Source organism: Nonomuraea aridisoli (genome assembly GCF_003236395.1).
GTDB classification, from domain to species: Bacteria; Actinomycetota; Actinomycetes; order Streptosporangiales; family Streptosporangiaceae; genus Nonomuraea; species Nonomuraea aridisoli.
In genome coordinates this window covers 1-25984 of record NZ_POUD01000024.1, presented here as the reverse complement: position 1 = coordinate 25984, position 25984 = coordinate 1, and the positions used below count along the sequence as shown (strand labels likewise).

The window sequence follows — 25984 nt, the reverse complement described above, 5'->3', positions numbered from 1 at the left end:
TGTGCGGTGGCGGCCATGGCCCGGGCCGAGGGGCAGCAAGACGAGGCCCGCCGCGCCACCGATCAGGCGTACCAGCGCCTCGCCGGGCACGAGGCGCTGCTGATCGAGACGACCACGGCCGCCGTCGCCGAGCAGCAGCGGCTGCAGGGCGTCGGCGCGCTGCTGGCCGAGTGGCAGGCCGACCTCGAGGCCAAGGGCGACAGCTGGCGCCCTGCCTTCCGGGCGGCCGTCGAGATGTGCGTCGACCAGCTGGCCGCCGCACTCGCCGTACCGATCCGGAACGACTCGGAACCGTCCGGAACCGTCCGGATCGATTCGGAACGCCTCGGAACGGGCCGTGACGAGCCGGAACGCCAAGGGGGTGAGGATGCCGCCGAGACTGCTGGCGCGCGTCAATGACCTGCTGCTGGGGCTGCTGCGCGAGCCGCTGAAGGCCGACTGGCCCGGCATCACGGTGGGCACGCTCATCCCCGCGCGCATGACATACCCGTTCGTGCTGGCGCGGCGCGCCGGCGGCGCGTCGATTGACCCGCGCTTCCTCGACCAGGCGCTCGTCGACGTCCAGGTGTGGGCCCGCACCGACAGCGACGCCGAGGACATCTCCGAGGCCGCCCGCGTCCTGCTGGTGCAGGCGTGGCGCTCGCAGACCGTCGTGCCCAGCGTCGGGTCCATCTCCCGCTTCCGCGACCAGGCCGCGCCCGACCTGCTACCCGGCGACGAGGTGCCGAACGGCATCTACCGCTATCAGGCGACGTACGAGCTCGCCGTACGGCCGGCCCTGTGACAGCGCCGCCGCAGGGTCGCCCCCTCTCATGATCATCATTCGCTGACGTTGGAGGTATCCATGGCGCTCGACGACGACGCCGTACTCGTCCCGGCTATAGGCCACTACTGGTTCGCCCCCACCGTGGGCGTCACCCGGCCGGCTAACGTGCTCGCCCCGGGCGACCCGTTCATCGACTTCGGCCACACGTCTCTGGAAGACCCGTTCGGACTCACCTCCGAAGGCGGGGAGGTCACCACGCTGGGCACCTGGCAGAACCAGGCCCTGCGCAACGTGACCAGCCCCAGAATCCGCCAGGTCACGTTCATCGCCCAGCAGTGGGACGAGCAGACCTATCAGGCGTACTTCGGCGCCAACGGCAGCGTGGTCGAAGGCTACTTCCAGGTGCCGGCCAACCCGACCGAGCTGACCGGCACCATGCTGGTGGTCGTCGAGGACGGCGCCGAGCAGCTCGCCATGTACTTCCAGCGCGTGAGCATCGCGCAGGCCGACGACATCGAGTTCGACGCCGAGGCGCTCGCCGGCCTGCCGCTGCGCGCCACCATCCTCGGCGTGTCCGGCCAGCCGTGGCTGTTCGAGATCAGCCCCAAGGGCGACCTGATCCCGGTGCCCACCCCCTGAGACGTGGGCGGCGCCGGTCGTGGCGGACCTCCGGTGCCGTCCGCCCCTCATGTCGTCAGGTCCGCCTCCGACCACAACACCTGTGGAGGTCCGCATGCCCAAGGTCACGCTCGCCGACATCAAGGCGGCCGCCGACCGCAAGTACGGCCCATTCGTCGTCGAGCTGCCCGACGGCGAGGTACAGCTGCAGTCGCTGCTGCGCCTGCCCAGCAAGAAGCGCAAAGACCTGCTGGCCAAGGCCGACGAGCTCAAGAACATGGCCGAGATGATGAAGGACCAGCCTGATCTGGACCTGGCCGAGGTGCTCGAGGACGTGCTGCGGGTGGTCGCGCCGTCCAAGGCTGCCGCCGACCGCCTGTTCAAGGCGTGCGATCACGACGCTGCCGTCCTCATGGAGGTCTTCCTCGGCTACATGGAGGCCGCCCAGCCGGGGGAAGCGCAACCCTCGGAGAGCTGATCGACGAGCACGGCGCCGCACTGTACGCCGACCTGCGCCGCTTCTACCGCGTCGACCTGGTCGACGTCGTACGCGGCGACGGACCGCCGCCCCTGCTGACGCTGGCGCTGATCGACCACCTCCCCGAGGACTCCGCACTGATCGCCGAGCTGCGCAACAACCCCGAGCCGCAGCGCGTGACCCGCAAGGCACCACAGCGGCCGGACTGGCGCGGCTGGACCCGCGTCAACAGCCAGCTGGCCGACATCTACGACGCCATCAACCTCAACACACGGGCGAGCGGCCGATGGCGTCGCAAGCCGCCCAAGTTCCAGCCCTACCCGCGGCCGCAGGCCAAGCAGGCCCGGCGGCGCCGCGTGACCACCGTCTCTGACCTCCGGGCGCAGTTCGGCGTACCGGCACGACACAAGGGGGTGGCGACGGATGGCTCAAGCGCGCCAGGTCGGCCGCGTGTCTCTGCGGGTGATGCCGGACACCAAACGGTTCCGCCGAGACCTCGAAGACGACCTGGAGCGGCTGGAACGAGCTCTTGAGGTCACCGTCCCGGCCGCGCTGGACACCAGCGGCCTGGATCGGCAGGCCCGGCAGGCCGGCGTCGAGCTCGAGCGGCTCGGCCGCCGGATAGGCGACGAGCTGGCCGACGGCGTCGAGCGCGGCCTCGGCGACCCGGTCGGCGACCCGCTGGAAGAGTCGGCGCGCCGCAGTCGGCGCAGTATGCCGAGCGAGGGCGACGCCGCGGCGGGCGCGTTCGCTCAGGCGTTCCGCCGGCGGATCCAGACCGCGCTGTCGAACCTGCCCGAGGCCGAGATCACGGCCGACAGCAGCGAGGCCGATGCCAAGGTGCAGGCGCTACGCCAGGCGCTGGCCGAGCTCGGCGACCGGCGCATCGGCGTGGACATCCAGGCCGACACCGCGCGGGCCGAGCTCGCCGCCATCCGCGGCGAGCTCGCCAGCCTGGCAGAGACGGCGCCGGTCGACGTCCGGATGAACACCGCGGCCGCCCTGGCGCAGCTGAACGCCTTCGAGGCCGAGCTCGAGCGGCTGGACCGTCACGTGCAGGTCGACGTCGATGTCGACGTCGACCGCGGCCGCACCGAGGTGCAGGGCCTCGATGGCGATGCGAGCCGTGCGGCGAGCGGCATCCGCAGCGCCTTTTCGTCGGCCTTCACCGCGATGAGCTCGAACGTCTTTGTCACGGTCGTGGCGATCACGGCCGCTCTGCTGACGCTGCCGCTCGTGGGTGGCGCCGTCGCCACCGGCCTCGTGGTGGCGCTCGGCGGCGGGCTGGCCGCCATCGGCATCCGGGCCGTCGCCGAGAACAAGAAGGTCCAGAAATCCTTCACTGACCTGCAGAAACACGTGTCCAAAGAGCTACGCCGGATGGCGCAGCCCTTCGTTCCCGCTCTGCAGTCCATTGCGCGGACCGCGCGCACGACCTTCGATGCGCTGTCGCCGCACATCGAGAAGGCTTTTACGCGCATAGCTCCCGCTTTGGCGCGTTTCGCCCAGCAAGTCGGTTTTGCCTTCGAGAGGCTCGGCCCAGCCATCGGGCCGCTCTCGGACGCCTTCGTCCGACTCCTGGACACCGTTGGCCCACAGCTGCCTGGACTCTTCGAGGAGATCGCCGCAGCGATCACCGACGTATCGAACATAATTTCGGAAAATCCGGAGATGTTCGCCGGGTTCATCTCCGGGCTGATCGGGCTCATCCCCTGGGCCATCGAGTTCGTCGCCGTTCTGTCACGGATCCACGTGTGGTTCTCCGACCTCGGACCACTCATGGAGCGCGTAGCCACCTGGTTCGGCGAGCTGCCCGGCAAGATCGGCTCCGCGCTGTCGTCGTTCGGATCGACCGTGGCCGGCCTGTTCACGGGCGCCTGGGAGCGAGTCCGCACCATCACGACGAACGCGATCAACAACGTGGTCACCTTCGTCCGCGGGCTGCCCGGCCGGGCGCGATCCGCCGCGGCCGCTCTGCCCGGCCAACTGGGCACCCTGGCCACCACCGCCTGGAACCGGGTCCGCTCGTTCACCTCGACCGGGATCAACAACGTGCTCACGTTCCTGCGCGGCCTGCCTGGCCGGGCGCGGTCCGCGGCGTCTGCGCTGGTCGGCAACCTGGGAACGCTGGCCACGCAAGCCTTCACCCGCATGCGCTCGTCCGCAAGCAGCGGCATCAACAACGTGCTCACGGTGGTGCGCGGTATCCCCGGCCGGATCCGCACCGCCCTGGGCAACCTGGGAAATCTGCTGTATTCCGCCGGCCGGAACGTCATCCAGGGCCTGATCAACGGCATCCGATCCATGGTCGGCCAGGTCGGGGCGTCCATGTCGAACATCGCAGCCACCATCCGGTCGCGGCTGCCGTTCTCTCCCGCGAAGGAGGGCCCGCTGCGCACGCATCCGCCGGACAAGGCCGGCCGCACCATCGCCCGCATGCTCGCCGACGGCATGTCGGTCGGCGAGCGCCTGGTCGCCCGCGCGGCCAACGGCTTGGCGGGCGCGGCTCTGCCCAACCTCGACGGCCAGCTGCAGACCGCGGCCGGCGGCGGCCGCGGTCAGCTCGGCGGCGGGTTGACGGTGCACAACTACTACCCGCAGGCCGAACCGACCAGCCGCACCACGAACCGCACCCTGCAGTACGCGGCCGCGCTGGGGATGCTCGGATGAGCGCGCCCATCTACCCCACGTACGAGGTCGACGGCATCGGCATGGACGGCCCCGGCTGGTACCTCGCCCCGGAAACGCGCCGGCGGCCGATGCCCGCCGCCCGCGCCATCTCCGTCAAGGTCGCCGGCAGATCCGGCGAGCTGCCCATCGTCGGCCTGGACCTGGAGCCGACCAGCTTCGCGCTGGACCTGCATGTGCTGCCCGTGTGGCCGGACGACACCGAAGGCGGTTACGAGGCGATGGAACGCAACCTCGAGGCGCTCGCCGGCGTCTTCGGCGTACGGCACCGGCTGCTGGACGTCCGCTACTACGCGGCGCCCGGCATCGTCCGCCAGGCCGACGCCACGGTGCTGTCCGCGAGCGAGCCGGCCGTCGACGTCGGCAACGCCGTGGCGCGCCTGCAGGTGCTGCTCCAGGTGCCCGCCGGCGTGTGGCGCGACGAGGTCGCCGTTACCTGGGACGGGCTGATGCCCGGCGCCGCGCAGCCCGTCACACCGCTGGCGGGCAGCACCGCGGCGATCGTGGACGCGCTGGTGCGCGTCACCGGGCCCGCCAACGACCCGTCCGTGGCAGACGTCGTCACCGGCGCCGCCATCACCTGGGACGGCGCCCTGGCCGCAGGCGAGCGGCTGCTCGTCGACTGCGGCGCCCAGGCGGCCGCCGTCGTCACCGGCGACACGTGGGACCTGGCCGACGGCGACGACGTCACCGGCCAGCTGGAGGCGACCGGGCCCGGCTCGGCGTCGCGGTGGCTTCCCCTCACCCCGGCCATCGCCGACGGCGACCCGTACAGCCGGGCCGTCACCGTCGCCGCGGCGGCCGGCGGCACCACCGCGGCGAGCAGCCTGCAGATTCGAGCGCGGAGGGCTCACCTGTGACGGACTACCAGCTGCGCCTGGTCGCGTACACGCCGAACGGCGGCCGCCTCGGCCTGCTGCCCACACCGCTGTCGTACGAGGTGGGCTGGCCGCTCAACGACGTGTCATCGCTCACGCTGGCCTACAGCCGGTACGCCGTCGGCGCCGAGCGCCTGAACGGCCCCGTCGAGGTGGCCGTCGAGTACAGCGTCGACGGCGGCCCGTGGGTGGAGCCGCTCAACTCGCGGATGCTCAGGCTCAAGCGGTCGGGCGACGCCTCCGACCAGGCGGGCGCCCGCTCGTACACGCTGCCTGGCTACGCGTGGATGACCCGGAAGGTGCTGCTCTACCGCGGGCCCGTCATGAACGAGGGCAAACGCCCGTTCAGCGCGGTGTCGCCCGGTGCGATCCTGCGCACGTTCGTCGACGAGGGCCAGGCGCGCGGCGCCTGCCCCGGTCTGGCCGTCAACTTCACCGCGTCGGCCGACTCGGCCGGCCAGCCGTGGAACACCACGCTCACGCTCGAGGTAGAGGTCGGCAAGGATCTGCTGGCCATCCTCATCAACCTCGCCGAGCAGGGCGTGATCGACTGGGCGATGCAGGGCCGCACCCTGCGTGTCTGGAACGAGGGCACCGTCCTGGGCGACGACCTCGCGTCCGGGCCTGCGCCGGTCGACCTGCGGCTCGGCCGCGACATCACCGAGGCGCCCGACGAGGGCACCCTCGAGGACCTCGCGTCCGCGATCCTCATCGAGGGCGAGGACGGCTTCTCGCTGGAGGTGACCAACGCCGAGGCGCTGACCCCGTGGGGACGCTGGGAGAGCCACCAGCGGCAGGGCGGCGTCGCAGACGCCGGCACCGCCACGCTGCTCGGCCAGGCGGCCCTTGACCGGGTCGCCCGCGAGCGACTGCAGATCACCCGCGGCATCACCCTGCAGGCGGCCCGATGGATGCCGTGGGAGCACTACAGCCCCGGCGCGCACGTGCTCGCCCCCGGCGCCGACGGCGTTATGGAGTCGCTGCGAGTGCGACAGATCAGCCTCACCCGCGCACAGGACGGCGAGCTCGCCGGCAACCTCGTGCTGAACGACAGGTTCCTCGAGGCCGACCTCCGGCTTGCACGCCGCATGTCCGGCATTCTCGCCGGCGGCGTAGCCTCGGGCGGGTCCGGCGGCGACCCTGCTCCCGAGGCGGGCGGCCGCGTCCCCGCGGCCCCTGCCGGGCTCATCGTCAACCCGCTGGCCTACGTCGACGAGTACGGGTTCGCCCGCGGCCAGATCACCGCCACCTGGTCGGCCGTGACGGCCGACGTCGCCGGCGTCGCCATCGACGTCGACGGCTACGAGCTGTTCGCCCGTCCCAACGAGACCGGCGAGGTGTGGCGGATGATCGCCCGCACCGACGGCAGCGACACCACCACCACCTATTCGCCGTTGCCGGTCGGGTTCACGTACGCGTTCAAGGTCCGCGCGACCGCCGACGGCACCCCGGGCGAGTTCTCCGACCAGTTCGTGACGCTCATCCCGGACGACGTCACCCCACCGCCCGTGCCGTCGACGCCCACCCTGGCCACGCGTCTCGGCGTGATCCAGGTGACATGGGACGGGCTCGGCGCCGGCGACGTCGCCATGCCGTCCGACTTCGAGCGGGTCAAGGTGTGGATGGCCGCCGCGGCCGACGGCCCGTACGAGGTCGTCGACGAGCTGCGCGCCGCCGGCACCGTCCTGGTGACCGACCAGCCGTACAACCAGACCCGGTGGTTCCGGCTCACCAGCGTCGACCGTAGGGGCAACGAGTCCGGCGAATCCGGCAGCGCATCGATCGCCACGCAGCCGCTCGTCAACACCGACCTCATCGGCAAGGTGATCAACGGCGCCAACATCGTCGACGGCAGCATCACCGCCTCAGACAAGATCGTGGCCAACTCCATCACCTCCGGGCTGATCCAAGCGCTGTCCATCCAGACCGGCCACCTAGCGGCGAACGCCGTCCAGGCCGACAAGATCGACGCTGGGGCCGTCACCGCGGCGAAGCTCAGCGCTACGGCGATCGACGGCAAGACGATCACGGGCGCCTTCATCCGCACCGCGGCGAGCGGCCGGCGGCTGGAGTTCGCCCCGCCCGGCGCGACCTTCCCCGAGATGCGCTTTATCCCGGCCGGCTCTGGTACGAACTACACCAGGCTCAGGACGCGCGACGATCGGTTCGCCGGAGAGGCAACATTCGAGGTCACGTCCGGCACCAACGCCGCCGTCACCGCCGCGTCCCAGACGACGATCGCCGCCGGGTTCATGCAGATGCAGGTCCGCGACGCGACGCTGACCGACGCCAACGGCGGCCTCATGGAGCTCGCCGAGAGCTACGCCAGATACGGCTATTTCCACCTGCCCGAGGACGAGCAGTATTTCTGGTTCGACGGCACCGGCCGCACGAGGCATGTCGGCCGGTGGTGGGACTTCACCGCGCTCGGGCCTACCGCCGGCATCATCGCCGGTTCGTTGGTGGCGACTCCCGGTGGTCCCCCTGGCTCTATGTGGATCTCCTACGGCGCCACGATGATCGGCAACATGGGGCCTGTCGCCGTCGTCCGCCGGGGCGTCCAGGAGAGCGACTCCGAGGACCACGACCCGGCCGGCGACTGGTATTGCACCTGGTCGAACCAGACCGGCTTCCGGATCAATACCGACTGGGCCACCAGCACCGCCTACTACTGGTGGTCCCACCGCCATTGAGCAGGAGAACGACCATGACCGAGTTGTGGCAGACGTGGGATGTCGAGCTGGCGTATACCGCGGCAGACCTGCTCAACCCCGCGCAGCCCGCTGCCGTCCCCGTGGGCGGCGAGCCGATCTGGGGCATACCAGGTCAACCCCGCCAACAACGCGCACGGAATCCGCGTGCTGCCCAACACCGAGATGGAATGGCGGTGCGCCGAATACGGCATCGACCCTGACGACCTCGACACGCTGCTGGAAATCGCGCTGTACGAGCCGCACCTGCCCAGCCCGGACGATCCACTGGCCTGGCAGAACGCCGCCTGCGCGGCACTGCTCGAGGAGATCCACGGGCTGCCCACCTGCTGGACGCCGGGAGTTCCCGACGTCGAGCGGCGAGCGGCGCACCTGGCACGCATCGACGCGGTGAAACGGCATATGGTCCGCATCGAGGACGCTCCACACTCGGACCGGGCCGCCGCGCTGGCCTATGTCGGATCCGCGCGGACGGCGCCCGAGGACCCGCTCGCTCCGCTGCGCCAGGGCGTGCGCCTGGACCCGGCCCGCGTGCAGTCGCGGGTCCTGGCCGTCGAGTGGCTCCGCGCCAACGCCGACCGCCCCCGCAAGCCGACCTTCCACACCAAGCCGCCGTCCACGTTCGTCGGCATGCGCTGATGGAGGGGCTGCTCCAGCTGCCGATCGTTCAGGGCGGCGCGGTCGTCGTCCTGCTGGCGATCATCTGGCTCATCGCCACCGGCCGGCTGGTTCCCCGGTCGACTTTGGAAGACGTGCGTGCCGACCGCGACGCACGCCTCCGGGAAGCGGCGGCCGACGCCGAGGAGTGGCGCACCCTCTGGCAGAAAGAACGCGACGCGCACGAGCTCACCCGCGAAGCGCATGCCCGGGAGCTCAGGGCCGCCCTGGCGGCCAGCAACGAGGGCGCCCAGATAGCCGTTGCGCTGCTGACCGAGCTACGCGGCCAGATTGAGGCGAAGCCATGACGGACGAGCGGCACGAGCAGCAGCCCGGCCTCCAGCAGGCGGCCCACGACGTCGCCGCCTCGAAGAGGCAGGCGGAAAAGGACCTGCAGCGCGCCCGCGAACACGCCCGGGAGCACCTCACGCTCGCTCGCAAGCTGCGGGAGCTGCGGGAGTCCAACCACTTCGCCGAGCTGCTGGAAGCAGCTCTCAGGGGGAACCGTGGCTGATCTCGTCTACGCCGCCGGGAGCGTGCTGGTGGTCGTGTCGACGCTGCTGGCGCTCAGCTGCGTCGTCATCTACAGCCTGACTGCCGGCTGGTGGCGCAGCCCCATGGGGCGTCACCTGTTCTCGTTCATGGCCGTGCTCGCCGCCGGCCTGTCGCTGTGGTCCGTGCAACTGCTCACCAGCGGCCGATTCGCCGGCCCCACCGACACGCACCTGCTGTGGCTGTACGTCCGCGCGCTGGCGTTCCTGGCGTTCGCGTGGGTGCTCAGCTGGCGGCTCGTCATCATCGCCCGCGCCCAGCTGGCCGAGCGCCGCGTACGCCGCAAGGAGAAAGGATCTTGATGGTTGATCTGGTCAGCCGCGCGAAGTGGGGCGCTCGCACCCCGCGCGGCTCCTACACCTATCTGGGCTCCACCCGGGGGGTGAAAGTCCACTACACCGGCGGCCGCGTCGACCCGCGCACGCTCAAGGACCATGAGGCGTGCGTCGAGGCCGTGAGAGGCGTTCAGCGCGGCCACATGGATGGCAACGGCTGGCAGGACATCGGCTATAGCGCCGTCGTCTGTGCCCACAGGAAGGTGTTCGTGGGCCGCGGCCTGCACCACCTGCCGGCCGCCAACGGCGCCGGGCTGAACTCCGGGCACTACGCCGTGCTCGGTCTCGTTGGCACGTCCGGCGTCACCGAGCCGCCGCCGGCGATGCTGCACGGGATCCGCGACGCGATCGAGTGGCTGCGCGAGGAAGGCGACGCCGGCCGCGAGATCAAGGGCCACCGCGACGGCTACGCGACCAGCTGTCCCGGGCCCGAGCTGTACGCGTGGGTGCGCGACGGCGCGCCCCGGCCGAGCAGCTCGGCGCCGCCCACTTCACCGCCTACCGAACCGGAGGACGACATGCCGATGCCGGAGATCGTGAGCGCTGGCCTGGAGGACGAGATCACCGTCCCCGCGGCCGAGGACTACCAGCCGTGGTGGACGGCCGAGTGGAAGGACACCTCTGGCTGGCACCCCGCCGGCGGGCAGAGCATCGCGCCGAACGTCGACGTGTGGGCCGACGTGACAGCGCACGTCGCGCTGCGCGGCCTGGCGCCCGGCGAGCCGGTGCAGATCGGCCTCACCCGGCACCTGGACGACGGCACGCTCGTCGACGTCGCCTGGCCCATCAACCGGCTCGCCACGGTGCGGGCCGACGTCGACGGCCGCGTCGAGTACGGCCTCAACGGCCACTTCAAGCTGTCGACGGACCGCCGCGCCCGGGTAACCATCCGGCACGCGTCAGCCGGGCCGGTCGTCCTGGAAGCCTCCAGCGCCTTCAAGGCGATCATGCACCGCTACCCCTGACCGTCGAGAGCTCGACGAACTGGCGCGGCCGTACGGCCCGCGCCGCATCCCCTCACCGGGCCTGCTGCAGGCCGCGCTCATGACGCTCTGCGGCCAGCCCGGTTCCTGTTTTCCGACCTCAGATGAGGTGATCATGATGAAGGTTTTCGGCCGTGAACCGGCCGCCTGGTTGCATGCGCTCCAGGCCGTGCTGGCGTTCCTGGTCACGCTTCCCGCGCTCAACGACCTCGGATTCACCGCCGAGGTGTCCGACTGGGTCATGACGGTTGCTGCCGGTCTCGTGGCCGTGCTGGTGGCGGTGGCAACGCGCCCGTTCGTGGTGTCGGCGCTGACCGGCGGCGTGCAGACCATCCTGACCGGCCTGATCGCGTTCGGCCTTCCCCTGTCCGAGCAGTCGACGGCAGCGCTCGTGACCGCGCTGAACGTCGTCTTGATGGTGCTGCTGCCGCTCGGCCTGACGCCGGCCGCAGACCCGGCGCCGGGTTTCGTACGGGACAAGAACACCCGGGCACTGCCCAAGACAACCGGTGGTCCGTCGACGTACAGCTGACCGTCGCCCGCACGACAAAGGCCCCCGCTTCCTCACCTCCGGGTGAGGGGCGGGGGCCTTTGGTCGTGTGTGGAGCGGGTGTCACCTCAGGTGCCACTCGCCCTTCTGGTCAGCGAACCCGGACTCGAGGGCGAACTGCAGCCGGTCGATCTTCGCGTTCTCCGGGACCTCGAAGACGATGACGCCGCGGCGGGTGTCGCCGGGCCCCATCGTGACGGTGCCCTCGAAGCCCTGCAGCCCCTGCACCGATGCGTACGTCGTGCTGTGCTGCTGGCCCTCGCTGTCGATCAGGTAAGCGCCGTTACCGGGACTGTCGCCGTAACCGGCCTCGCCGACGTTCTTGAGCACCAGCTGCACGGCGTAGAAGCGGTGTCCGTCCTGCGGCTGGTCGAACTCGCCGCCGGGCCGGTTCGGGTAGACCTTGGCGACCGTGACGGCCACCTTCACGGCCGGCTCGTACCCCTGCAGAGTGATGGTGTCGCCGACCTTCGCGGGGCCGGCGTTCTTCGGCGTGGCCTTCGTCGGTTCGGCGCTGCTCTCCTCAGCGGTGGGCTCCTCGGTGTTGGGCATGGTGGTAACGGTCGGGGTTCCACAGCCGAGCAGCAGCGCGAGCAGGGCGGCGGACAGTAACGCGATGAACCTCATGGAACTCTCCCGGGGACAAGGGGGAATCGGAAACTTCGGACAGGTGATCCATGGCGGCGGACGCCGTACGTGGACGCTCGCGGCTCCGTGCGGGTTGCGTGTGGGGCCTGGCCACGTACGGCCAAAACCCCGGCTCTCCTCATGGCCCCACACCCCCACACGGGCGTTTCGCCGCAGGCCAGCGGCGTGAGGGTGGCACACCCCCCACGTGCGGCCGCGTGCAACTCCCACACCCAGGGTGTGGGGGGCCCGCGTGGGAGGTGCCCGTGAGAGGTCAGGCGGCGGTCCAGGAGGCCACCTCCTCGGGCACGTCGAGGTCACCGCGGCGGATCGCAGCCGCGGCCGCCTCGACGTCGGCCCGCGCGTAGCCGCGCCGGCGGACGCCGCCGCGCTCGAATGCGTTCGGCAGCGGGTGCACGCCAAGCGGTGCGAGCAGCTGCGCGAGCTCGTGCTCCGACAGTCCGAGCTGCGCGGCCAGGCGCTCGCTGTGCAGACGCGGCGGCGTGCCGGTCCAGGGCAGCTGCAGCGCTCGCTCCAGCAGCTCGGGGATCGGCCTGCCGTCGTCGACCTCGCGGACGTGCTCGGCCCGCAGCGGCTGCTCGGCCGGGCGCGGGTGCGTGGCGGCCGGCCGGCGAGGACGCCGCCGGTCCAGGTCACCCCAGTGCGCGGTCACGCCGCCCGGGGACAGCAGGCGCAGATGCGAACGGCGCTCCACGGTGCCGGGTGGGCGACGGGTCGGCAGCCGCTCGCCGGCGTCGACGTCGCCCTGGCCCTCGTCGGCGCCGCCCGGGTGCCACAGCTCGCCGGTGGGCAGCGCGATCGGGGCGGGGGCCGTCATGGCCTGCTGCTCGGCGGGGGTGGCGAACAGGTACCTCATCCGCTCCAACCTGGTGGCGTACGCCTCGCCCGCGGCCGCGGCCGCCGCGGCGTCGAGGTCGGGCCGGTGCTCGGCGATCGCCACCGCGGCGGCGTCGATGTCGGAGGGCCGCATGAAGAATGCCTTGAAGGGGCGCGGCCCGCTGCCGGCGACGGCGAGGAAGCCTGAGCCCTGCTCTGGCGCGTCCTGCGGCGTGATGCCGCGCCGGTAGCCGAACAGGTAATCCAGCTCGCTCTGGTCGGACACTCGCATCGTGGCCCGCGTCGAGCACTGCTTCAGGATGTCCGTCGACAGCGCGGTGGACACCGACCGCAGAACCGACAGCACCGCGTTGACCGCCTCGTTGCCGCCGATGTCGACGAGCTGCTCCAGGCGCCGGCGGATCTCTCGAATCACCGCGTCGGTGATCTTCGTGCCGAGGACCTCCTTGCCCTCGTCGAGGATCAGCAGGATTGCCGGCAGTTCCCGCGACACCGGCAGCAACTGCACGTTGTGCTCGGCCTTCAGGTCGGCGGTGGTGGCCTTACGGTCCTTGGCGATGGCGATGAGGGCGTGCGCCATCAGCAGCGCCTCTTCGGGGCACGACGCGGCCCAGTCGATCGCCGGCCGGGCGGTGCGGCCCTGCAGCCATGACCGCAGCCACGCCCTGGAGATGCCGCCCCCGTTGAGGTCCATGTGCCAGACGACCGTGTCGTCCAGGGCGCCGGCGTCCGCGGTGATGTCGTGCAGCAGCCCTGTCTTGCCGGATCTCTTCTGCCCGGCCGCGATCATGGATGACTCGCGCAGCGCCACCGTGGCGACCGATCCGTCGCGGTGCTGTCCGAGCCGGATCGCGTCAGGGTCGGTGATGCTGCCGCCGAGCCGGATGCCCGGGAACGGGATCACCTCGGCCAGTCCGTTGACAGTGCTCACGAGCATCCACAGGGTGCCCCGGCGCGGCCCCGGCTTGAACTCGACGCCACATCCGTGCTCCAGGCCCGCGTCTTCGGCGAGGCCCTCGGCCGCCTGGACAAGCCGCCTGGTGGTCGACGGGCCCGCGGGCTGCTGCAGCAGCATGCTGAACCCGTAGCCGTTGCCCCAGTCGCGGACCTCGTCGACGACGACACGGATCCGGGCGACACGGTGGATCCGCGCCGCCCACTCCTGCGCCTGGCGGACGTGGCGGCGCAGCACCACCGCCGACCCGACCGCTCGGCGCCCGCCGTCCCCGGGCGCGGCCGGGCGCGGCAGCGGCGGCCGCCGCGCGATCGGCGACAGGATGGCGGCCGCCAGCAACCCGAGGCCGAGCGAGCCGGCCGTCCATTCCGACCAGATGCCGTGAGCCAAGCCCCATGTCAGCCAGCCGCCACCGCCGATGCAGCAGCTCAGCCGGTACCACAGCGGGCCGGCGCCGGCGTCGCGGTGCACGGCGAGCGTGCCCACCGTGGCCACCGTGCCGGCGGCGGCCGCCCACAGCGGATCGACGCCCGTTTCGTGGCCGATGCCGGCGGCCACGGCCAGGCCCAGCCCGGACAGCGCAGCCGCGCTCCACGGGCCGCGCGGCCGCAGCGACCAGTCGGCCCGGCGGCCCTCGCCCGTCGCGCTCTTGCTCATCTGCTGTGCCTTCACAGGGCGCCGGCGTCCCACATCGGCTCGCCGACGCGCTGGTGCTCCAAGCGGTCGATGTCGGCCTCGTGGGTGCTCTCGAACACCTCGGCCGCCTCGTCACACGCGTCGACCACCGCGCCCAGGGCCTCATAGATCCGCTGCAGCGCTTCCTTGGCCTCGTCGTTCAGCGGGTAGTCGGCGGCCAGCCGCTCGGTGAAGATACGCACGGCCGCGCCCGCGCTGAGCGGCAGCTCTCGCAGCATCGCCACATGTCCACGCACTTCCATCATGTGACCGGCCTGGTACTCGGCCGCGATGGTCGGCAGTTCGGTCGCATGCGTGATCAGGGCAAACTCAGACATTGGTGATCCTTCCAGCCGGGTCCGGGAGGCCCGGCGAGTCGTACGGGAGGAGGCGGCAGGCGCGACGGTGAGTATCGGCTGCGTGTCCTCCTCGTCCGCGCTCTTGCTGTCGTCCTGGCGGCGGCCGCGCCAGCGGCGCCAGAGGCCGGCGGCGCGGCCGCCCGCCAGCCTCCGCAGCCATGTGCGCGCGCGCCCCTGCAGGGCGCGCGGCCAGCGCGCTGCCGCCAGCCGCCGCCAGGCGCGGCCGAGGCGTCCGCCGGTGGCCGCGTTGAGCCGTCGCCCGGCGCCCGCGGCCGCCTTACGGGTCCGTGACCTGGCGGCGCGCACCGCCCGGGCCAGCCGGGCGGCGGCGCGTGGCAGACGGGTGGCGCGCTTGATCGCCCGCCCGGCCGCCGCAGTGGCCTTGCCGACCCGGCGCATGGTCTTCGGGCCGCGCCGGGTTCGGCCACGCCCGGCCAGGCGTCGGCCGGCGGCGGCCACGGCGCGGGCTGCCCGGCCGAGCCTGCCCCGGCGGGCGGCCCGGCCGGCTGCCGGTGCGGCCGAGCGCGAGCGGCCGCGCGGCAGGATGCGGCTGAGGGCGGCACGTACGCCGCCGCGGGAACGGCCGGCGGCGGCGCGGCTGCCTCGAGGGACGCGCCACCCGCCACCGGCCGACCGGCGGCTCGACGGCCAGCTGCGGCGCGCACCGGACGTGTACGGTCGACGGCCGCGCAGACGCCGCCATGCCAGCGGCGCGACCACGACGAGGATGGCGAGCGCGGCCAGGGCGGCGGCGCCGATGGCCAGCCACGTCCAGCCGCCTGCCTGGTAGAGCACCAGCCCGCCGGCGACCGTCACGAGGGCGGCGCCCGCGGCCAGCTGCCCAACAGGCGTACCGAGGTCGACCGGCGCGGCCTGGTCGTCCGCGGCCGGGTCGGCGTCGTCCGCCTGGTGCAGCGACGAGCCTGGCCCCACGCCGGGCTCGTCGTCGTGGCCGTCCGGGAGGTCGTCGAGCTCGTCGCCGGTCTCGTCCGGGTCGTCGGGGCGGCCGCCGAGGTCGGTGTCCGGCGTAGTCATACGCCGCCGCCCAGAGAGCCGCGCAACAGGGTGGAGCCGCCGGCGGCCGCCCCGTTGACCGGCGGCAGCGGTTTGCTGTCGCGCAGGCGGGCGATCACCTCGTCGGCCTCGTCGTCGGCGGGCTCGTCGGCCGCCTCGTCGCCGCCGTCCTCAGCCTGGCGGATGATGGTCTCCACCTTGCTGCGCGGGATCTCGAACGCGCGGGCGACACCCCGGATCGACTCGCCGGTGGCGCGCAGTGCGAGCACCGCCTCGGCCAGGTTCCGGGCGACCGGCGCCGGGGCGGCCGACGGCTCGGCCACCTCGTCGGCGGGTGGCTCGGCGTGGCCGGCGTCGGCGGCCGGGGCGGCGTGGGCGGCGTGGGCGGCGCGGCGCGAGGTCATCCGGATCTGCTTCATCAGCAGTTCGTACGACAGCAGCACCGAGGCCGGCGGGATGGCGCTGATCAACTGCGAGAGCAGGCCGCGGTCCCACCCGTAGGCGACGTTCACCGCCAGCGTCACGAGCGCGCCCAGGCACAGCGTCACCCAGGCCAGCACCGGCTTGCCGCCGCCGTAGCGGGCGGCATGCAGGATGTTCATGCTCGCCATGAAGATGAGGCCGTCGATGAGCAGCGGGTAGCCGAGCGCCACTGGCACGGGCTCGCCGGCCCCGTGGACGAGCTCGAAGGCGTGCCACGAGCTGATGGCCGTGCCGACGATGGCCACGATGAGGATGGTGGCGATCGACCAGCCGCGGATGGCACGGCCGCCTGGCACGGGGGCGGGGACCGCGGCCGGGCCCGGGGAGTCAGCCGGGCCCGGCGCGGCCGGCAGGGCAGGACGTATCCCGTCGTCCGCCCGCCTACGGAGGACGACCGGCAGGCGCCACCAGCGGCGCCGGCGCGGCGGCGCGGCGGCCGGCGAGGGCGCGGCCAAGTCGTCCGTTTTGTCTCTGGTGGCGGTCACTTGATCGCCGGTACGGTCGTGCATCGTTCGGGCTCCAAGGTGCTTTGGGTCCGGGCAAAGTTGGACGGTTCCCCACCTGGTGGCTGCCGGGTGGGGAACCTGACGGCTTAGGTGTGCGCCGGTTTGATCAGCGACTCCATGCAGCCGTCGACGCAGGCGAACAGCAGCCCTTCGGGCGAGACGCCCACCTGGCGCATGGAGCGGTCACTGCGCTGGCAGAGCACGCAGACGGCCCCGCGCTCGCCCTCCAGGCGGCCCAAGACGAGCTGGGTGAGGCACAGCAGATAGTTCGCCTCGTCCATGCGGGCCGCGAGCCAGGAGTCGGTGACGGGGCCGGCGACCGCGAGCACCGCCCGGGCCTCGGCCAGCAGCGCCTGGACCTTGGCGCGGGCCTTCTCGGGGGTGACGGTCTCGCGTGCCTGCTCGTACATGATTTGCCTGCCCCTCTCCGTTTCCTTCCACATGACGTGCCGGATGGCGGCGGTCCGGTCGATGACCAGGCCGGGCATGTCGGAGACGACCCAGCGGCCGTCGCCCAGGTGGTGCGCGACGGTCTCATGAACATCGCTGTGCACGTACTCGCTCGTCGCGCTGATCACGGTGCTCTCCAGGGACATGGACGGGATGGTGAGGGGCTCATGTGTAGGGCGGCCCCCCGCTTCGCCCGGAGAAGCGTCGCGGGGGGCCTGGTCCGGCCGGGACGTGGGAATCCCGGCCGGACGTTTGGAGCGGCCCCGGCCCGGCGGTTTCCATGGGGTAGGCGCACGCGGGCGGGGGCCGTCCGCCCGACCGGGCGCCATTCGCAGGCGCCCGGCCGGGCCGCTATACGAAGGTGCAGGGTCCGACGCTGTGCCGCCGGGCCGCCTGCTGTGACAGCGCGGTGCCGAGCGCCACGCCGTCAGTGCGCCTGATGTACCGGACGACGCCAGCTTTCGACAGCTGCGGCGTCAGCTGTCCGCACAGCTCAGCGATCCACCAACCGTCCTCGACGGTGATGTTCCAGCCGGGATACGTCATCTCAAGCGCATGCAGCAGACGGTCGCGCTGATTCTCCACAACCTCAGCCACGGTCGATCACCACAGCGGAGATCCCGGGTCCTCTGTCCTTGCGGCGGGATCGAAGAACAACGGCACCGTGCACATAGGACGGCTGGCGGGCGTCCCAGTCCAGACGCACCAGTTCGACAATCCCGACAGCACCGGGACGGAGGGCGTCGAGTGCGGCTTGCAGCCTTTTCTCGGCGAGTTCGGGCTCGTTCGTGACACCGCATGAACCCTCGCCACTGTGGTCACGTGCGGACCAGGCGAAGAGGACGTCGTCGGCCTGAACGCTCATGGGCCGTCCCGGTGTCCAGAGATATGGTCGGTCATGGGTCAGGACCTCACTTCCTGATCAAGTCCCTGGGCCGGCGGTGACGTCGTCCGGTCCAGGGGCGCAGAGCGATGGACGTGGGTGTCGCAGGCGACGATGGGCCAGGACCGACCTCGGTGGAGTACCTGACCGGCGGGCTGCAGTTTGTTCACTGCGCCGCAGTACAGGCAGGCCAAGCCGTGCAGGCGCGCAATGCTGATCGTGTCGCGCACGGGGATCGGCGCAGGCGGCACTGACGTGGTCATGAGCGATCCCATCTGTGGCCGTCGTCGTGACAGTCCAGATGGTGCAGGGCCTGCGCCGATGTAAGTGACCCAGCGTGGGTTACCTCAGGTGGCGTGGCACCATTCGGCGAAGCTGGTGAGGGTTTCGGCGTCGGCGCGCTTCAGTCGGCGCAGCGTCGCGGCGTCCTCGCGCACCCAGCGATGATCGCGGGTGTGCTGTGGTGCGATCTTCCGGGCGACTTTGAGGCTCTCGAACGCGTCGTCGGGGAGCCCCGACCAGAGTTGGGCGCGGGCCAGCTCGATGTAGAAGCCGGAGCGTCGTTCGGCAGGCAGCGCGCCTGGGGGCGCCCACTCGCGTGCGACCTCGAGGGCGCGGTTGACGTGCTCGCTGCCCAGGCTGACGGCGACGGACACCTCGTGGATGCGCACGGAGTGAGGCCCAAAGGCAGTGCCCGCGTACACCGCTTCTGGCACGTGGTCGCCGAGCCTGCGGGCCTCGGCGAGGTGCAGCTCTGCGGCGTCGACGTCGCCACCGCGACCGGCGATGACGGCCGCGCGCATGTGCAGCGCTCCGAGCGCGGCTGTGGTCGTCACGTCGGCTGGCGGCGCGGCCTGGTCGATGGCGGCGACCAGAGCACGTAGGCCCTGGCTGTGGGCGTCGGCGGCAAAGAAGGTCTCGGTGCGGACGTAGGCGCACGCGGCCGAGAGGATGGGATCGTTCGCCTGCTGGGCGGCCCACCGCATGAGGTCGATGAGTCTCGCGCTCAAGTCGTAGGCGCCGAACTTGTAGGCCACCGCGTCGGCGCTTCGCAGAGCTGACGCGGTCAGCCGGGCGATCTCCGCGTGCTGCTCGGTAGGCGCGATCTGCAGGGCGCGGAAGAGTTCGCTGAGCAGATCCGGCATGCGGCGGACGATCTGCACGTACTGGGCGCCCACTCGCCAGGTTACGGCCTCGGTGACGGCGTCGCGGAGCTGTGGCACCGGCCGGACGGGGCCGTCGTCGGGCACGTCGTAGGCGGCGATGGCTGCGGACAGGGCGGGGATGGCCGCGTGGATGCGAGAGCTGGCCTGGGCGCGGTCCGCCAGGAGCAGAGACGGGTCGATGCCGAGGGCGGCGGCGATCGACTCCACGATGCTGTCGCTGGCGCCCCGGGCTCCGCGCTCGATCTTCTGCAGTGTGCCGATGTGGATCGTGGCGGCGTCGGCCAGCTGCTGCTGCGTGAGACGGGCGACGCTCCGGTAGTAGGCGACGCGCCGGCCTAGCCCGCCGTGAGGCGCTGAGGGCATGAGGACTCCAGTACGAGGCTCTTCTCGGACTGTAGCGAGCTGGTCACTGACCTGCCCAGTGTTAGCCCGAGATGGTGGTCAGCTCGGTAAGCGTGCTGATCCGCCAGTCGGCCGCGGCGGCGACCGGGTGCTCGGCCCACAGGTGCCCCCATGGCCCGCGGCGGATGTGTGCGGCCCGCAGGCCGGCGGCCTTGGCGGGCGTGACGTCGTTTGCCGGGTGGTCGCCTACGTACACGATCCGTTCCGGCGGGGTCTCGGCGTACTGAATCAAGCGGGTGAAGAACGCAGGGCCAGGCTTGGCGACACCCCACTCGCCGGACGTGGCGATCCCGTCGACCGGCAGATCGAGGGAGCGCAGGAGCTCGCCGGCGCGGGCGGTCTGGTTGCCGGCGATGAGCACACGATGCCCGGCCGCTCGCAGCGCAGCCAGGGCCGGACGGACGTCCGGGTACAGGTCTTCCTCCTCGATGCGCTCGCCGCGGCCAGCCGCTTCACGAGCTGCGTACTCGGCGTCGAGGTCAACGCCTGGCACCAGCAAGCGAAGGGCGTCTGCGTTGTCCCGGCCTTGGGCCACCACGGCGCCCACGAGCGCGGAGACCGTGTGGCGGGAGAGGCCGAGCCAGTCAGCCCAGGAAGCCCAGTAGCGGTCATCACGGACGATGGTCTCTCCGACGTCGAATGCAAAGGTCAGCACTCGCCGAGCTTATGGGCTGGCCCCGGAGCGCCCGCGTCGGCGGCGCGGGCGGCGGCCGCCTCCTGCAGCAGCGCGTACGCCAGCTGCTCGGCCTCGGCCGGGGTGAGCTCGTCGCGGGTGCGGTAGAGCGCGATGGTGGTTCCCTGGTCTGCGCTGTGCGTCATGAGAATCTCGCCGTACGCCGGCGAAGTCCGAGTGCGCTGGCACAGTTGGTCGGCAGGGTCGGCCTGGCGGCCGCGTGGGGTGGCGTCGGCGTGGTCGGCACACCATGGCTGACAAGTCTCGACGGCAGCGTTCGGCATCGCAGTAAACTGCGGCATTGGATCGTCCTCCTGGTCGCACAGGTGATGATCAAGGGTCCGTCTGGTGTTGGCTCACCGGGCGGGCCCGTCTTTGTTGTGGACCATGACGATAGCGCGCTGGACCATTGCTGGACCATAAAGCTTGGAAATGCTCGGCATTCATCGGTAGCGAATGGCGTTGGTAAACAACGCTGAGCTGCACAGATGGCACTGAAAGATCTTGTTCGGTAATGATCGACACGCAATTCCCCGGGACTTTTAATCCGTAGGTTCCGGGTTCGAGCCCCGGGCGCCCTACCAGCCAAAACCCCGATCGTCAGCACCGGTCCGACCCCTCGTTGATCGCAGGATCGGACCAATGCTGGACCATCCCGCGAACGATCATGAGCCGCTGACCCGTGATGTCCGACGCGGGATCATGGCCACCGTCGCCTGAGCCGACGCGGCCGCCAGCTCGGGCAGCACGACCGTGTACGTGTCGGCCGTGAACCAGAACTGCCGGTGCCCCAGCGTCGCCGACACGTCCTTCATGTCGGCACCGGCCGCCAGCATCAGCGTCGCCGCGCAGTGCCGAAGGTCGTGCAGCCGCACCGGCGGCAGGCCCGACTTCTTGATCAGCCACTCGAAGTGATCGGACAGCTTGTCCGGGTCCAGCGGCCGGCCGCGCTCGTCGGTGAACACCTTGTCGCTGCCGACCCAGCGCGGCCCCGCCGCGAGCCGCTCAGCCGCCTGGCGCCGCCGCCACCCCAGCAGCAGCCCCGTGTTGACGTCGTCGAGCACGACGACGCGTCTCGACGACTCCGACTTGATCCCCGCCTCGGCCTCGGCGTTCTCGTCCTCCAGCACGCTGATCGTCTTCGGGCCCTTCCCGGTCAGCGACGTGTCGATCCACTCCAGATTGCACGCCTCACTGCGTCGCAGTCCTCGCGTAGCGATCAGGTGGAACAGCGGATACAGCCTGACGTCCCACTCCACCAGCAGGTCCAGCCACTCCCCTACGAGCGCCGGCGTCCACACCATGACCGGCCCCGGCCGCGGCACGGGCTGCCGCTTGGCCGCCGGCTTGGCCGCCTCGGCCTCCACCTGCGCGCGCCAGCTCGCCACTCGCTCAGGCGTCCACAGCAGCGGCCGCCGCTTGCGCACCTTCGGCAGCTCGATGTTCTTCGACGGGTCGTGCGAGATGCCGCCCGCCTTCTGCCGCATCGCGCTGCTCAGCGCACTGGATAGGGTCGCGTGCACGCGGTGGATCCGCGCCGGCGACAGCGGCTTGCTGATGTGCAGCTGGCCGGGCTTGGCGCCATCCCACGCGGCGCTCGCCCGGACGGCCAGGAGGCGGCGCAGCATCTCGCTGGGCTCGCCCTCCAGGGGCCGGTTGATCTGTGCCATCGCCTCGTACAGCTCGGACAGATGGTGCTCGCGGAGCTCGGCCAGAGGCACGTGGCCGAGGCCGGGCTCGAGGTACAGGTCGATGTGCTCGGCGTATCCCTTCCGGGTGCGCTCGCTGAGCTGCTGCTTACCCTTGATCCAGTTGCGGAGGAAGGCGCCGAGCTTGAGCTTGCGGTCCGGGGCCGGCGCACCGGAGGCCACGCTCGCGGCCAGCTTGGATCCTTCCTGTTCGGCCTCGGTCTTCGTCCTGTACGGGCCCGCCCAGGGCCGCCGGCGCTTGCCGTCGGCGGCGGGCGGTGCTTCGTACCGATACCACCAGGCTCCGTGATCTCGCTTGGCGAGCTGCGGGCATTGCTTGCCGAGCAGCTTGCCGTTCGCGTCGCGGCAATTGCACCGCTTTACCGGTTTCGCCATATCGACCTCCACGAGCGCAGCCGGCGCAGCATATGAGTTGAGTGACTACTCAGTTCTTCGGCCACAGCCTCCGGCATTAGGCCCTGGGAGATGAAGATGTCCGTCTGGAACGGGGATATGTCCAAATGTAAACTTCCGACCGGCATGTCACGTTCCAGGAAATAGCGGACGACGGGAACCGGTCGGCCGGGCTGAAGGATCGGCAAGAGCTGGGCCAGACCCCGTGCCGCGGCCTCTTCCAGCACTGGGAGCGCTTCAGGGTCGACGACTGTCCGGTCCAGCAACACGTCGATGGCGGTCGGGCGCCACTTCATATTGACCCGGCCGGACACCAGTTCGGCCGGATCAACGAGACGTATGACGATCAGCGGGGACATACGGGCCTCTCTGGGCGTTCTGTTGCCTGAAGTGCCGAGTGTGTCCACGCGTGTCGATGTGGTGTTGTCCCGTTTTGCTAACAGAAATCATGTTGTTATGTCGGATGCACCACTAGGTCGTATCTGCAATTACTCCTTCAGGTGCCGCGCGATGTCCTCGGCCATCCGGATAAAGCGTTCCCGTTCGGCCGGCGTCATTCCCTTCGGCACGGTGACACTGACACGTTCCTCCTCTCCCGTCTGGACGTCGGCGACCTCGACGCCAAGCCACTGAGCTGCTGCCATCTGTGCCAGCGCGGCAACTGGCGTTTCCATGGCCACCGCCAGGGCTCGCAGTCGCCACAGCTCGGGCGCGCGTGGCACGCGCCCCTTCTTCAGCTGGTTGATCCAGCCGTGCTGCAGCGTGAGCCCTGTCTCCGGGTCGATGGCACGGGCGGCCAGGCCGCGTTCGCTCTCGTCGTGTTCTTGCAGGTAGTCGCGGACGAATGCGCTCAGCCGATCATTGCCGGGAGCCCCACCACTCGTCGGCATGCTGTCCCTTTCTTCGTGGGGCCGAGACGGTGGCCGAAACGCACAGCGGCCACCCCTTCTTGTACTGCTCGGCAACCGAGTCAACAACTGAAGGGAGTAAAGCAGAGCCAGGAGGTAAGTGCCGCCCACCTGAGCAAACCGGGACTAACAAGATGCTCGGCAACCCTAGACAACGTTCGGCACTGCGCCTTAGCGTGCGATGAATCGCACAACGGAGAGCGAGGCAGCACCCCGCGATGGCACGCACCACCTACGCCGCACGAATCCAGAACCTCACGTCCGCCATAGAGGAGGCCGGCACCGACGGCGCCCACCTGGCTGCAGCCGTCGGCATCTCAAAGCAGTTCATGTCCCTCCTGCTCAGAGGCCACCGACGATGCAACCCCACCATCGCCGAGGCCATCGCCAGGGAGCTTCGCCTCCCTCTCTCCAGCCTCTTCACCACCGGCGAGGTGTCCGAAGATTCGCACAACACGGAGGACCGACGAATGGACACGCTGCAGCACGACGACGATCCCATCCTCCTGTTCGAGGAGGTCGCAGAGCTCTGCAAGATCAAGCCGAAGACGCTGCGCCACTACCGCGCCATCGGCGAGGGCCCGCCGTTCAGCCGCTACGGCCGTCGCGGCCGCCTGCGCATCCGCAAGAGCCAGGCCCTCGAGTGGTACCGCGAGACCTTCGAGAACGCCACCGAGTGACAAGCGGCGCGGGCCCCAGCCGACGCCACGGCCAGAGCCCGCGAGACCTGCAACCCCAACCCGAGAGAGGGGCGCAAGCCTCATGACCGAGATTAAACCGGCGGTCACCGCATACACCGTCGCCAAGGTGGGCCAGCTGCTCGGCGTCAGCCGGCGGACCGTCCTCCGCTACGCCGACACCGGCCGGCTGCGTTGCTTCCGCACGCTCGGTGGCCACCGCCGCTTCTACGCCGACGACGTCCACGCGCTCAAGGCGGACCCTGCCCTCGCCGACGCCAGACATGTGCAGCTCACCGGCATCAGCAGCGACGAGCTGGCGGCCGCCGCCGACGTCCTGACGCTGCTGGTGGTCGACGACGACCACCGCGGTTCCCTCACCGAGGACCAAGCCGCGGCGCTGCGCACCCTGCTGCGCGCCATCACGAAGGGCATCCGTCGATGAGCACACGCCCCCACCACATCGCGGCCGCCGCGCTCGCACAGCTGACCACACACGACCTGCCCCCCGTCTGGGTCTGGCAGACCCGCGACGACCAGGAGGGGAACGCGCGCATCACCGGCCAACTCCTGGGCCCCGGGTCCGTCGACGCGGTGTTCGCCGGCCTGCGCCAGGCGGCGGCCGCGCTGACCGGGCCCACGTGGACCTTCCACCGCTACAAGCACGGCAAGCACCGCATCCGGATCGGCATCCGCGGCACCTTCATGGGTGTCGACGTCGACGTGTGGTATGCGATCACGACAGCCCAGTTCCGCGAGTCAGGCGAGCGGATCCTCGACGGCGACCCGGTGGCCACCGAAGTAGGCGCCCGTGGATAGGCCCGTCGCCGTTCCGGAAGGCGTGCGGACTGTCGTCGAGTTCCGCGTCGACGGCCCGGCCGTCCTGCGGCGGACCGGCCGCGCGCCCGTGGAGATCCTCGTCACCCGGCTGCGGATCGCCTACGTCTGGCGCGACGACGACTGGCGGTCGGCCTGGACCGCGATCGGCCGCCGCCGTCTTGGCGAGGACCGCTGGTCCGACGACACGTCGGAGGTCATCTTGGCCGGCGAGGTCGACGAGCCTCCGCAGTGGATCAGCGACGCCGAGCTCGTCTACCACCCGCACGCTGAGCACGACCCCGAGCAGGACGCCCAGTTCGCCGTGGCGCGCGCCCGGCAGGTGGCTCGGAGCTGGCGCGACGCCGCGATGAAGCGAACCCCTGGTGATGACCCGTGCGGCACGTGGGCGGCTGTCGCGCATGTGTGCGCCCAGGTGCTCGGCGCGCTCGACGGCGACGCCGACGCGGCCGACGCCGACGGCGAGCCGGTGCTGCGTCCCGAGCATCTGCTGCCCGCCTGGCGCCTGTAGGACTTGCCGCCCGCCGGACCCCGATCGGCGGGCGGCACGCACCATCCCCGACCAGTCAGAGAGGGATCAATGCACCCTATCGGCATTCAGCCCGTCCCCGGGCCGAGGCAGCCCGTCCACGTGGACGACGGCGACGCCCGTTTCCTCGGCGTCCGCCAGCACGCCGACGGGCCGCCCACGGCCGCCCTGCTCGTTGGCGGCGTCGAGTTGGAATACAGCGACCTCGACGCCGCGGCCGCGCTCGCCCACGCCGGCATCGAGATGGTTGCCGCGCTCAGGAACGAGCTCACGACTTCCGGCACCGACGCCGAGACTCTGGAGACCCCCCGATGATCAGATTGTCCGCCGACGCGTTCCCCGTCGGCATGTACTACTCCGACCGGCCCATCCTGCCCGAGCAGATCCGGGTCGACGTGACCGACGAGGCTTTCGTCCTGTGGGTCGCCGGCCTGTCGGCCGGCGTCTCCCGCGAGGGCGACGAGTCCAAGCTCCACGCCGCCCTTGTGCTCGCCGACAAGCTGACACGGACCGGCCAGCAGCTCGACAAGCTGCTGCGCGACGAGCTCGCCAAGCGCGCCCGCGAGCGCCAGGCCGAGTCCGCCGCGGCCGCCTTCGCCACGATGCGCGCCGCCGACGTCGGCCGGCCACCGTACAACGGCGCCCCCCGCCCGCAGCCCCAGCC

32 protein-coding genes are annotated in these 25984 nt (G+C 71.0%); 19 read left to right on the top strand and 13 right to left on the bottom strand.

Annotated elements, in window-relative coordinates; translation table 11 throughout:
• Nucleotides 1–15 precede the first annotated feature (15 nt).
• From C1J01_RS08855 to C1J01_RS08795, 13 genes are all read left to right on the top strand, one after another.
• Nucleotides 16–399, top strand: a complete 384-nt coding sequence (locus C1J01_RS08855; RefSeq protein WP_146615512.1) for a hypothetical protein — start codon at nt 16–18, stop codon at nt 397–399.
• The gene (locus tag C1J01_RS08850) at nt 368–784 is read left to right on the top strand and encodes a phage tail termination protein (RefSeq protein WP_111177955.1); all 417 of its coding nucleotides are present in this window, start codon (nt 368–370) and stop codon (nt 782–784) included. The genes C1J01_RS08855 and C1J01_RS08850 overlap by 32 nt, the downstream gene beginning before the upstream one ends.
• A gap of 60 nt (nt 785–844) precedes the next feature.
• Entirely contained in the window at nt 845–1405 is a 561-nt protein-coding gene (locus C1J01_RS08845; RefSeq protein ID WP_111177953.1) for a phage tail tube protein, read from the top strand.
• A gap of 94 nt (nt 1406–1499) precedes the next feature.
• Nucleotides 1500–1862 carry a phage tail assembly protein gene (locus tag C1J01_RS08840; protein WP_111177951.1) on the top strand — a complete coding sequence of 121 codons (363 nt, stop codon included), beginning with the start codon at nt 1500–1502 and terminating at the stop codon, nt 1860–1862.
• 423 nt (nt 1863–2285) lie between these two features.
• Nucleotides 2286–4532 carry a phage tail protein gene (locus C1J01_RS08835; RefSeq protein ID WP_146615511.1) on the top strand — a complete coding sequence of 749 codons (2247 nt, stop codon included), beginning with the start codon at nt 2286–2288 and terminating at the stop codon, nt 4530–4532.
• Nucleotides 4529–5410, top strand: coding sequence for a hypothetical protein (locus C1J01_RS08830; RefSeq protein WP_111177947.1), 882 nt, complete (start codon nt 4529–4531; stop codon nt 5408–5410). The genes C1J01_RS08835 and C1J01_RS08830 overlap by 4 nt, the downstream gene beginning before the upstream one ends.
• Nucleotides 5407–8121 (top strand): fibronectin type III domain-containing protein, encoded by a 2715-nt coding sequence (locus C1J01_RS08825; protein ID WP_111177945.1) that lies wholly within the window; start codon nt 5407–5409, stop codon nt 8119–8121. The genes C1J01_RS08830 and C1J01_RS08825 overlap by 4 nt, the downstream gene beginning before the upstream one ends.
• Nucleotides 8122–8286: 165 nt before the next feature.
• A complete protein-coding gene (locus C1J01_RS08820; protein ID WP_111177943.1) occupies nt 8287–8778 on the top strand; it encodes a hypothetical protein in 492 nt (163 codons plus the stop codon).
• Nucleotides 8778–9104, top strand: coding sequence for a hypothetical protein (locus C1J01_RS08815; RefSeq protein ID WP_111177942.1), 327 nt, complete (start codon nt 8778–8780; stop codon nt 9102–9104). The genes C1J01_RS08820 and C1J01_RS08815 overlap by 1 nt, the downstream gene beginning before the upstream one ends.
• Nucleotides 9101–9310, top strand: a complete 210-nt coding sequence (locus C1J01_RS08810; protein WP_111177940.1) for a DUF7620 family protein — start codon at nt 9101–9103, stop codon at nt 9308–9310. Before C1J01_RS08815 ends, C1J01_RS08810 begins: the two co-directional genes overlap by 4 nt.
• Nucleotides 9303–9650, top strand: a complete 348-nt coding sequence (locus C1J01_RS08805; RefSeq protein WP_111177938.1) for a putative phage holin — start codon at nt 9303–9305, stop codon at nt 9648–9650. Before C1J01_RS08810 ends, C1J01_RS08805 begins: the two co-directional genes overlap by 8 nt.
• A complete protein-coding gene (locus C1J01_RS08800) occupies nt 9647–10648 on the top strand; it encodes a peptidoglycan recognition protein family protein (protein ID WP_146615510.1) in 1002 nt (333 codons plus the stop codon). Before C1J01_RS08805 ends, C1J01_RS08800 begins: the two co-directional genes overlap by 4 nt.
• 79 nt (nt 10649–10727) lie before the next feature.
• The gene (locus tag C1J01_RS08795; RefSeq protein WP_181448641.1) at nt 10728–11198 is read left to right on the top strand and encodes a hypothetical protein; all 471 of its coding nucleotides are present in this window, start codon (nt 10728–10730) and stop codon (nt 11196–11198) included.
• A gap of 81 nt (nt 11199–11279) precedes the next feature.
• On the opposite strand, the gene C1J01_RS08790 is transcribed toward C1J01_RS08795, so the two are convergent.
• The 13 genes from C1J01_RS08790 to C1J01_RS08735 form a co-directional block, all read right to left on the bottom strand.
• Nucleotides 11280–11843 carry a DUF4352 domain-containing protein gene (locus C1J01_RS08790; RefSeq protein WP_111177932.1) on the bottom strand — a complete coding sequence of 188 codons (564 nt, stop codon included), beginning with the start codon at nt 11841–11843 and terminating at the stop codon, nt 11280–11282.
• A gap of 274 nt (nt 11844–12117) precedes the next feature.
• A complete protein-coding gene (locus tag C1J01_RS08785) occupies nt 12118–14313 on the bottom strand; it encodes a hypothetical protein (protein WP_111177930.1) in 2196 nt (731 codons plus the stop codon).
• Between the two features lie 11 nt (nt 14314–14324).
• On the bottom strand, nt 14325–15725 hold the full coding sequence (locus C1J01_RS08780) for a hypothetical protein (protein WP_111177928.1): 1401 nt from the start codon (nt 15723–15725) through the stop codon (nt 14325–14327).
• On the bottom strand, nt 15722–16672 hold the full coding sequence (locus C1J01_RS08775) for a DUF2637 domain-containing protein (RefSeq protein WP_181448640.1): 951 nt from the start codon (nt 16670–16672) through the stop codon (nt 15722–15724). The genes C1J01_RS08780 and C1J01_RS08775 overlap by 4 nt, the downstream gene beginning before the upstream one ends.
• Before the next feature lie 107 nt (nt 16673–16779).
• A complete protein-coding gene (locus C1J01_RS08770) occupies nt 16780–17289 on the bottom strand; it encodes a hypothetical protein (protein ID WP_111177924.1) in 510 nt (169 codons plus the stop codon).
• Between the two features lie 205 nt (nt 17290–17494).
• Nucleotides 17495–17740 (bottom strand): hypothetical protein, encoded by a 246-nt coding sequence (locus C1J01_RS08765; protein WP_111177922.1) that lies wholly within the window; start codon nt 17738–17740, stop codon nt 17495–17497.
• A complete protein-coding gene (locus C1J01_RS49020) occupies nt 17733–18008 on the bottom strand; it encodes a hypothetical protein (protein ID WP_146615508.1) in 276 nt (91 codons plus the stop codon). Before C1J01_RS49020 ends, C1J01_RS08765 begins: the two co-directional genes overlap by 8 nt.
• Nucleotides 18009–18373: 365 nt before the next feature.
• A complete protein-coding gene (locus C1J01_RS08760; RefSeq protein WP_111177920.1) occupies nt 18374–19555 on the bottom strand; it encodes a helix-turn-helix domain-containing protein in 1182 nt (393 codons plus the stop codon).
• Nucleotides 19556–19616: 61 nt separating this feature from the next.
• Nucleotides 19617–20249: an HAD family hydrolase gene (locus C1J01_RS08755; RefSeq protein WP_111177918.1), complete on the bottom strand. Its 633-nt coding sequence runs from the start codon at nt 20247–20249 to the stop codon at nt 19617–19619.
• Complete coding sequence (locus C1J01_RS49660; protein WP_181448639.1) at nt 20243–20413, bottom strand: hypothetical protein; 171 nt, start codon at nt 20411–20413, stop codon at nt 20243–20245. Before C1J01_RS49660 ends, C1J01_RS08755 begins: the two co-directional genes overlap by 7 nt.
• 519 nt (nt 20414–20932) lie before the next feature.
• Nucleotides 20933–22351 carry a tyrosine-type recombinase/integrase gene (locus tag C1J01_RS08745; protein WP_111177914.1) on the bottom strand — a complete coding sequence of 473 codons (1419 nt, stop codon included), beginning with the start codon at nt 22349–22351 and terminating at the stop codon, nt 20933–20935.
• Complete coding sequence (locus C1J01_RS08740) at nt 22336–22728, bottom strand: hypothetical protein (RefSeq protein ID WP_146615507.1); 393 nt, start codon at nt 22726–22728, stop codon at nt 22336–22338. The genes C1J01_RS08745 and C1J01_RS08740 overlap by 16 nt, the downstream gene beginning before the upstream one ends.
• Nucleotides 22729–22857: 129 nt before the next feature.
• The gene (locus C1J01_RS08735; RefSeq protein ID WP_111177910.1) at nt 22858–23259 is read right to left on the bottom strand and encodes a hypothetical protein; all 402 of its coding nucleotides are present in this window, start codon (nt 23257–23259) and stop codon (nt 22858–22860) included.
• A 236-nt stretch (nt 23260–23495) separates the two neighbouring features.
• Here C1J01_RS08735 and C1J01_RS08730 point away from each other — a divergent pair, with 236 nt between their 5' ends.
• The 6 genes from C1J01_RS08730 to C1J01_RS08705 form a co-directional block, all read left to right on the top strand.
• Nucleotides 23496–23957, top strand: a complete 462-nt coding sequence (locus C1J01_RS08730) for a helix-turn-helix domain-containing protein (RefSeq protein ID WP_111177908.1) — start codon at nt 23496–23498, stop codon at nt 23955–23957.
• Nucleotides 23958–24039: 82 nt separating this feature from the next.
• The gene (locus tag C1J01_RS08725; RefSeq protein WP_111177906.1) at nt 24040–24399 is read left to right on the top strand and encodes a MerR family transcriptional regulator; all 360 of its coding nucleotides are present in this window, start codon (nt 24040–24042) and stop codon (nt 24397–24399) included.
• Nucleotides 24396–24773, top strand: a complete 378-nt coding sequence (locus C1J01_RS08720; protein ID WP_111177904.1) for a hypothetical protein — start codon at nt 24396–24398, stop codon at nt 24771–24773. The genes C1J01_RS08725 and C1J01_RS08720 overlap by 4 nt, the downstream gene beginning before the upstream one ends.
• Nucleotides 24766–25302, top strand: a complete 537-nt coding sequence (locus tag C1J01_RS08715; RefSeq protein ID WP_146615506.1) for a hypothetical protein — start codon at nt 24766–24768, stop codon at nt 25300–25302. The genes C1J01_RS08720 and C1J01_RS08715 overlap by 8 nt, the downstream gene beginning before the upstream one ends.
• 69 nt (nt 25303–25371) lie before the next feature.
• Entirely contained in the window at nt 25372–25635 is a 264-nt protein-coding gene (locus C1J01_RS08710) for a hypothetical protein (RefSeq protein ID WP_111177900.1), read from the top strand.
• Nucleotides 25632–25984, top strand: a 353-nt coding sequence (locus tag C1J01_RS08705) for a hypothetical protein (RefSeq protein ID WP_146615505.1), incomplete at its 3' end; no start/stop codon positions are given. The genes C1J01_RS08710 and C1J01_RS08705, both read left to right, overlap by 4 nt.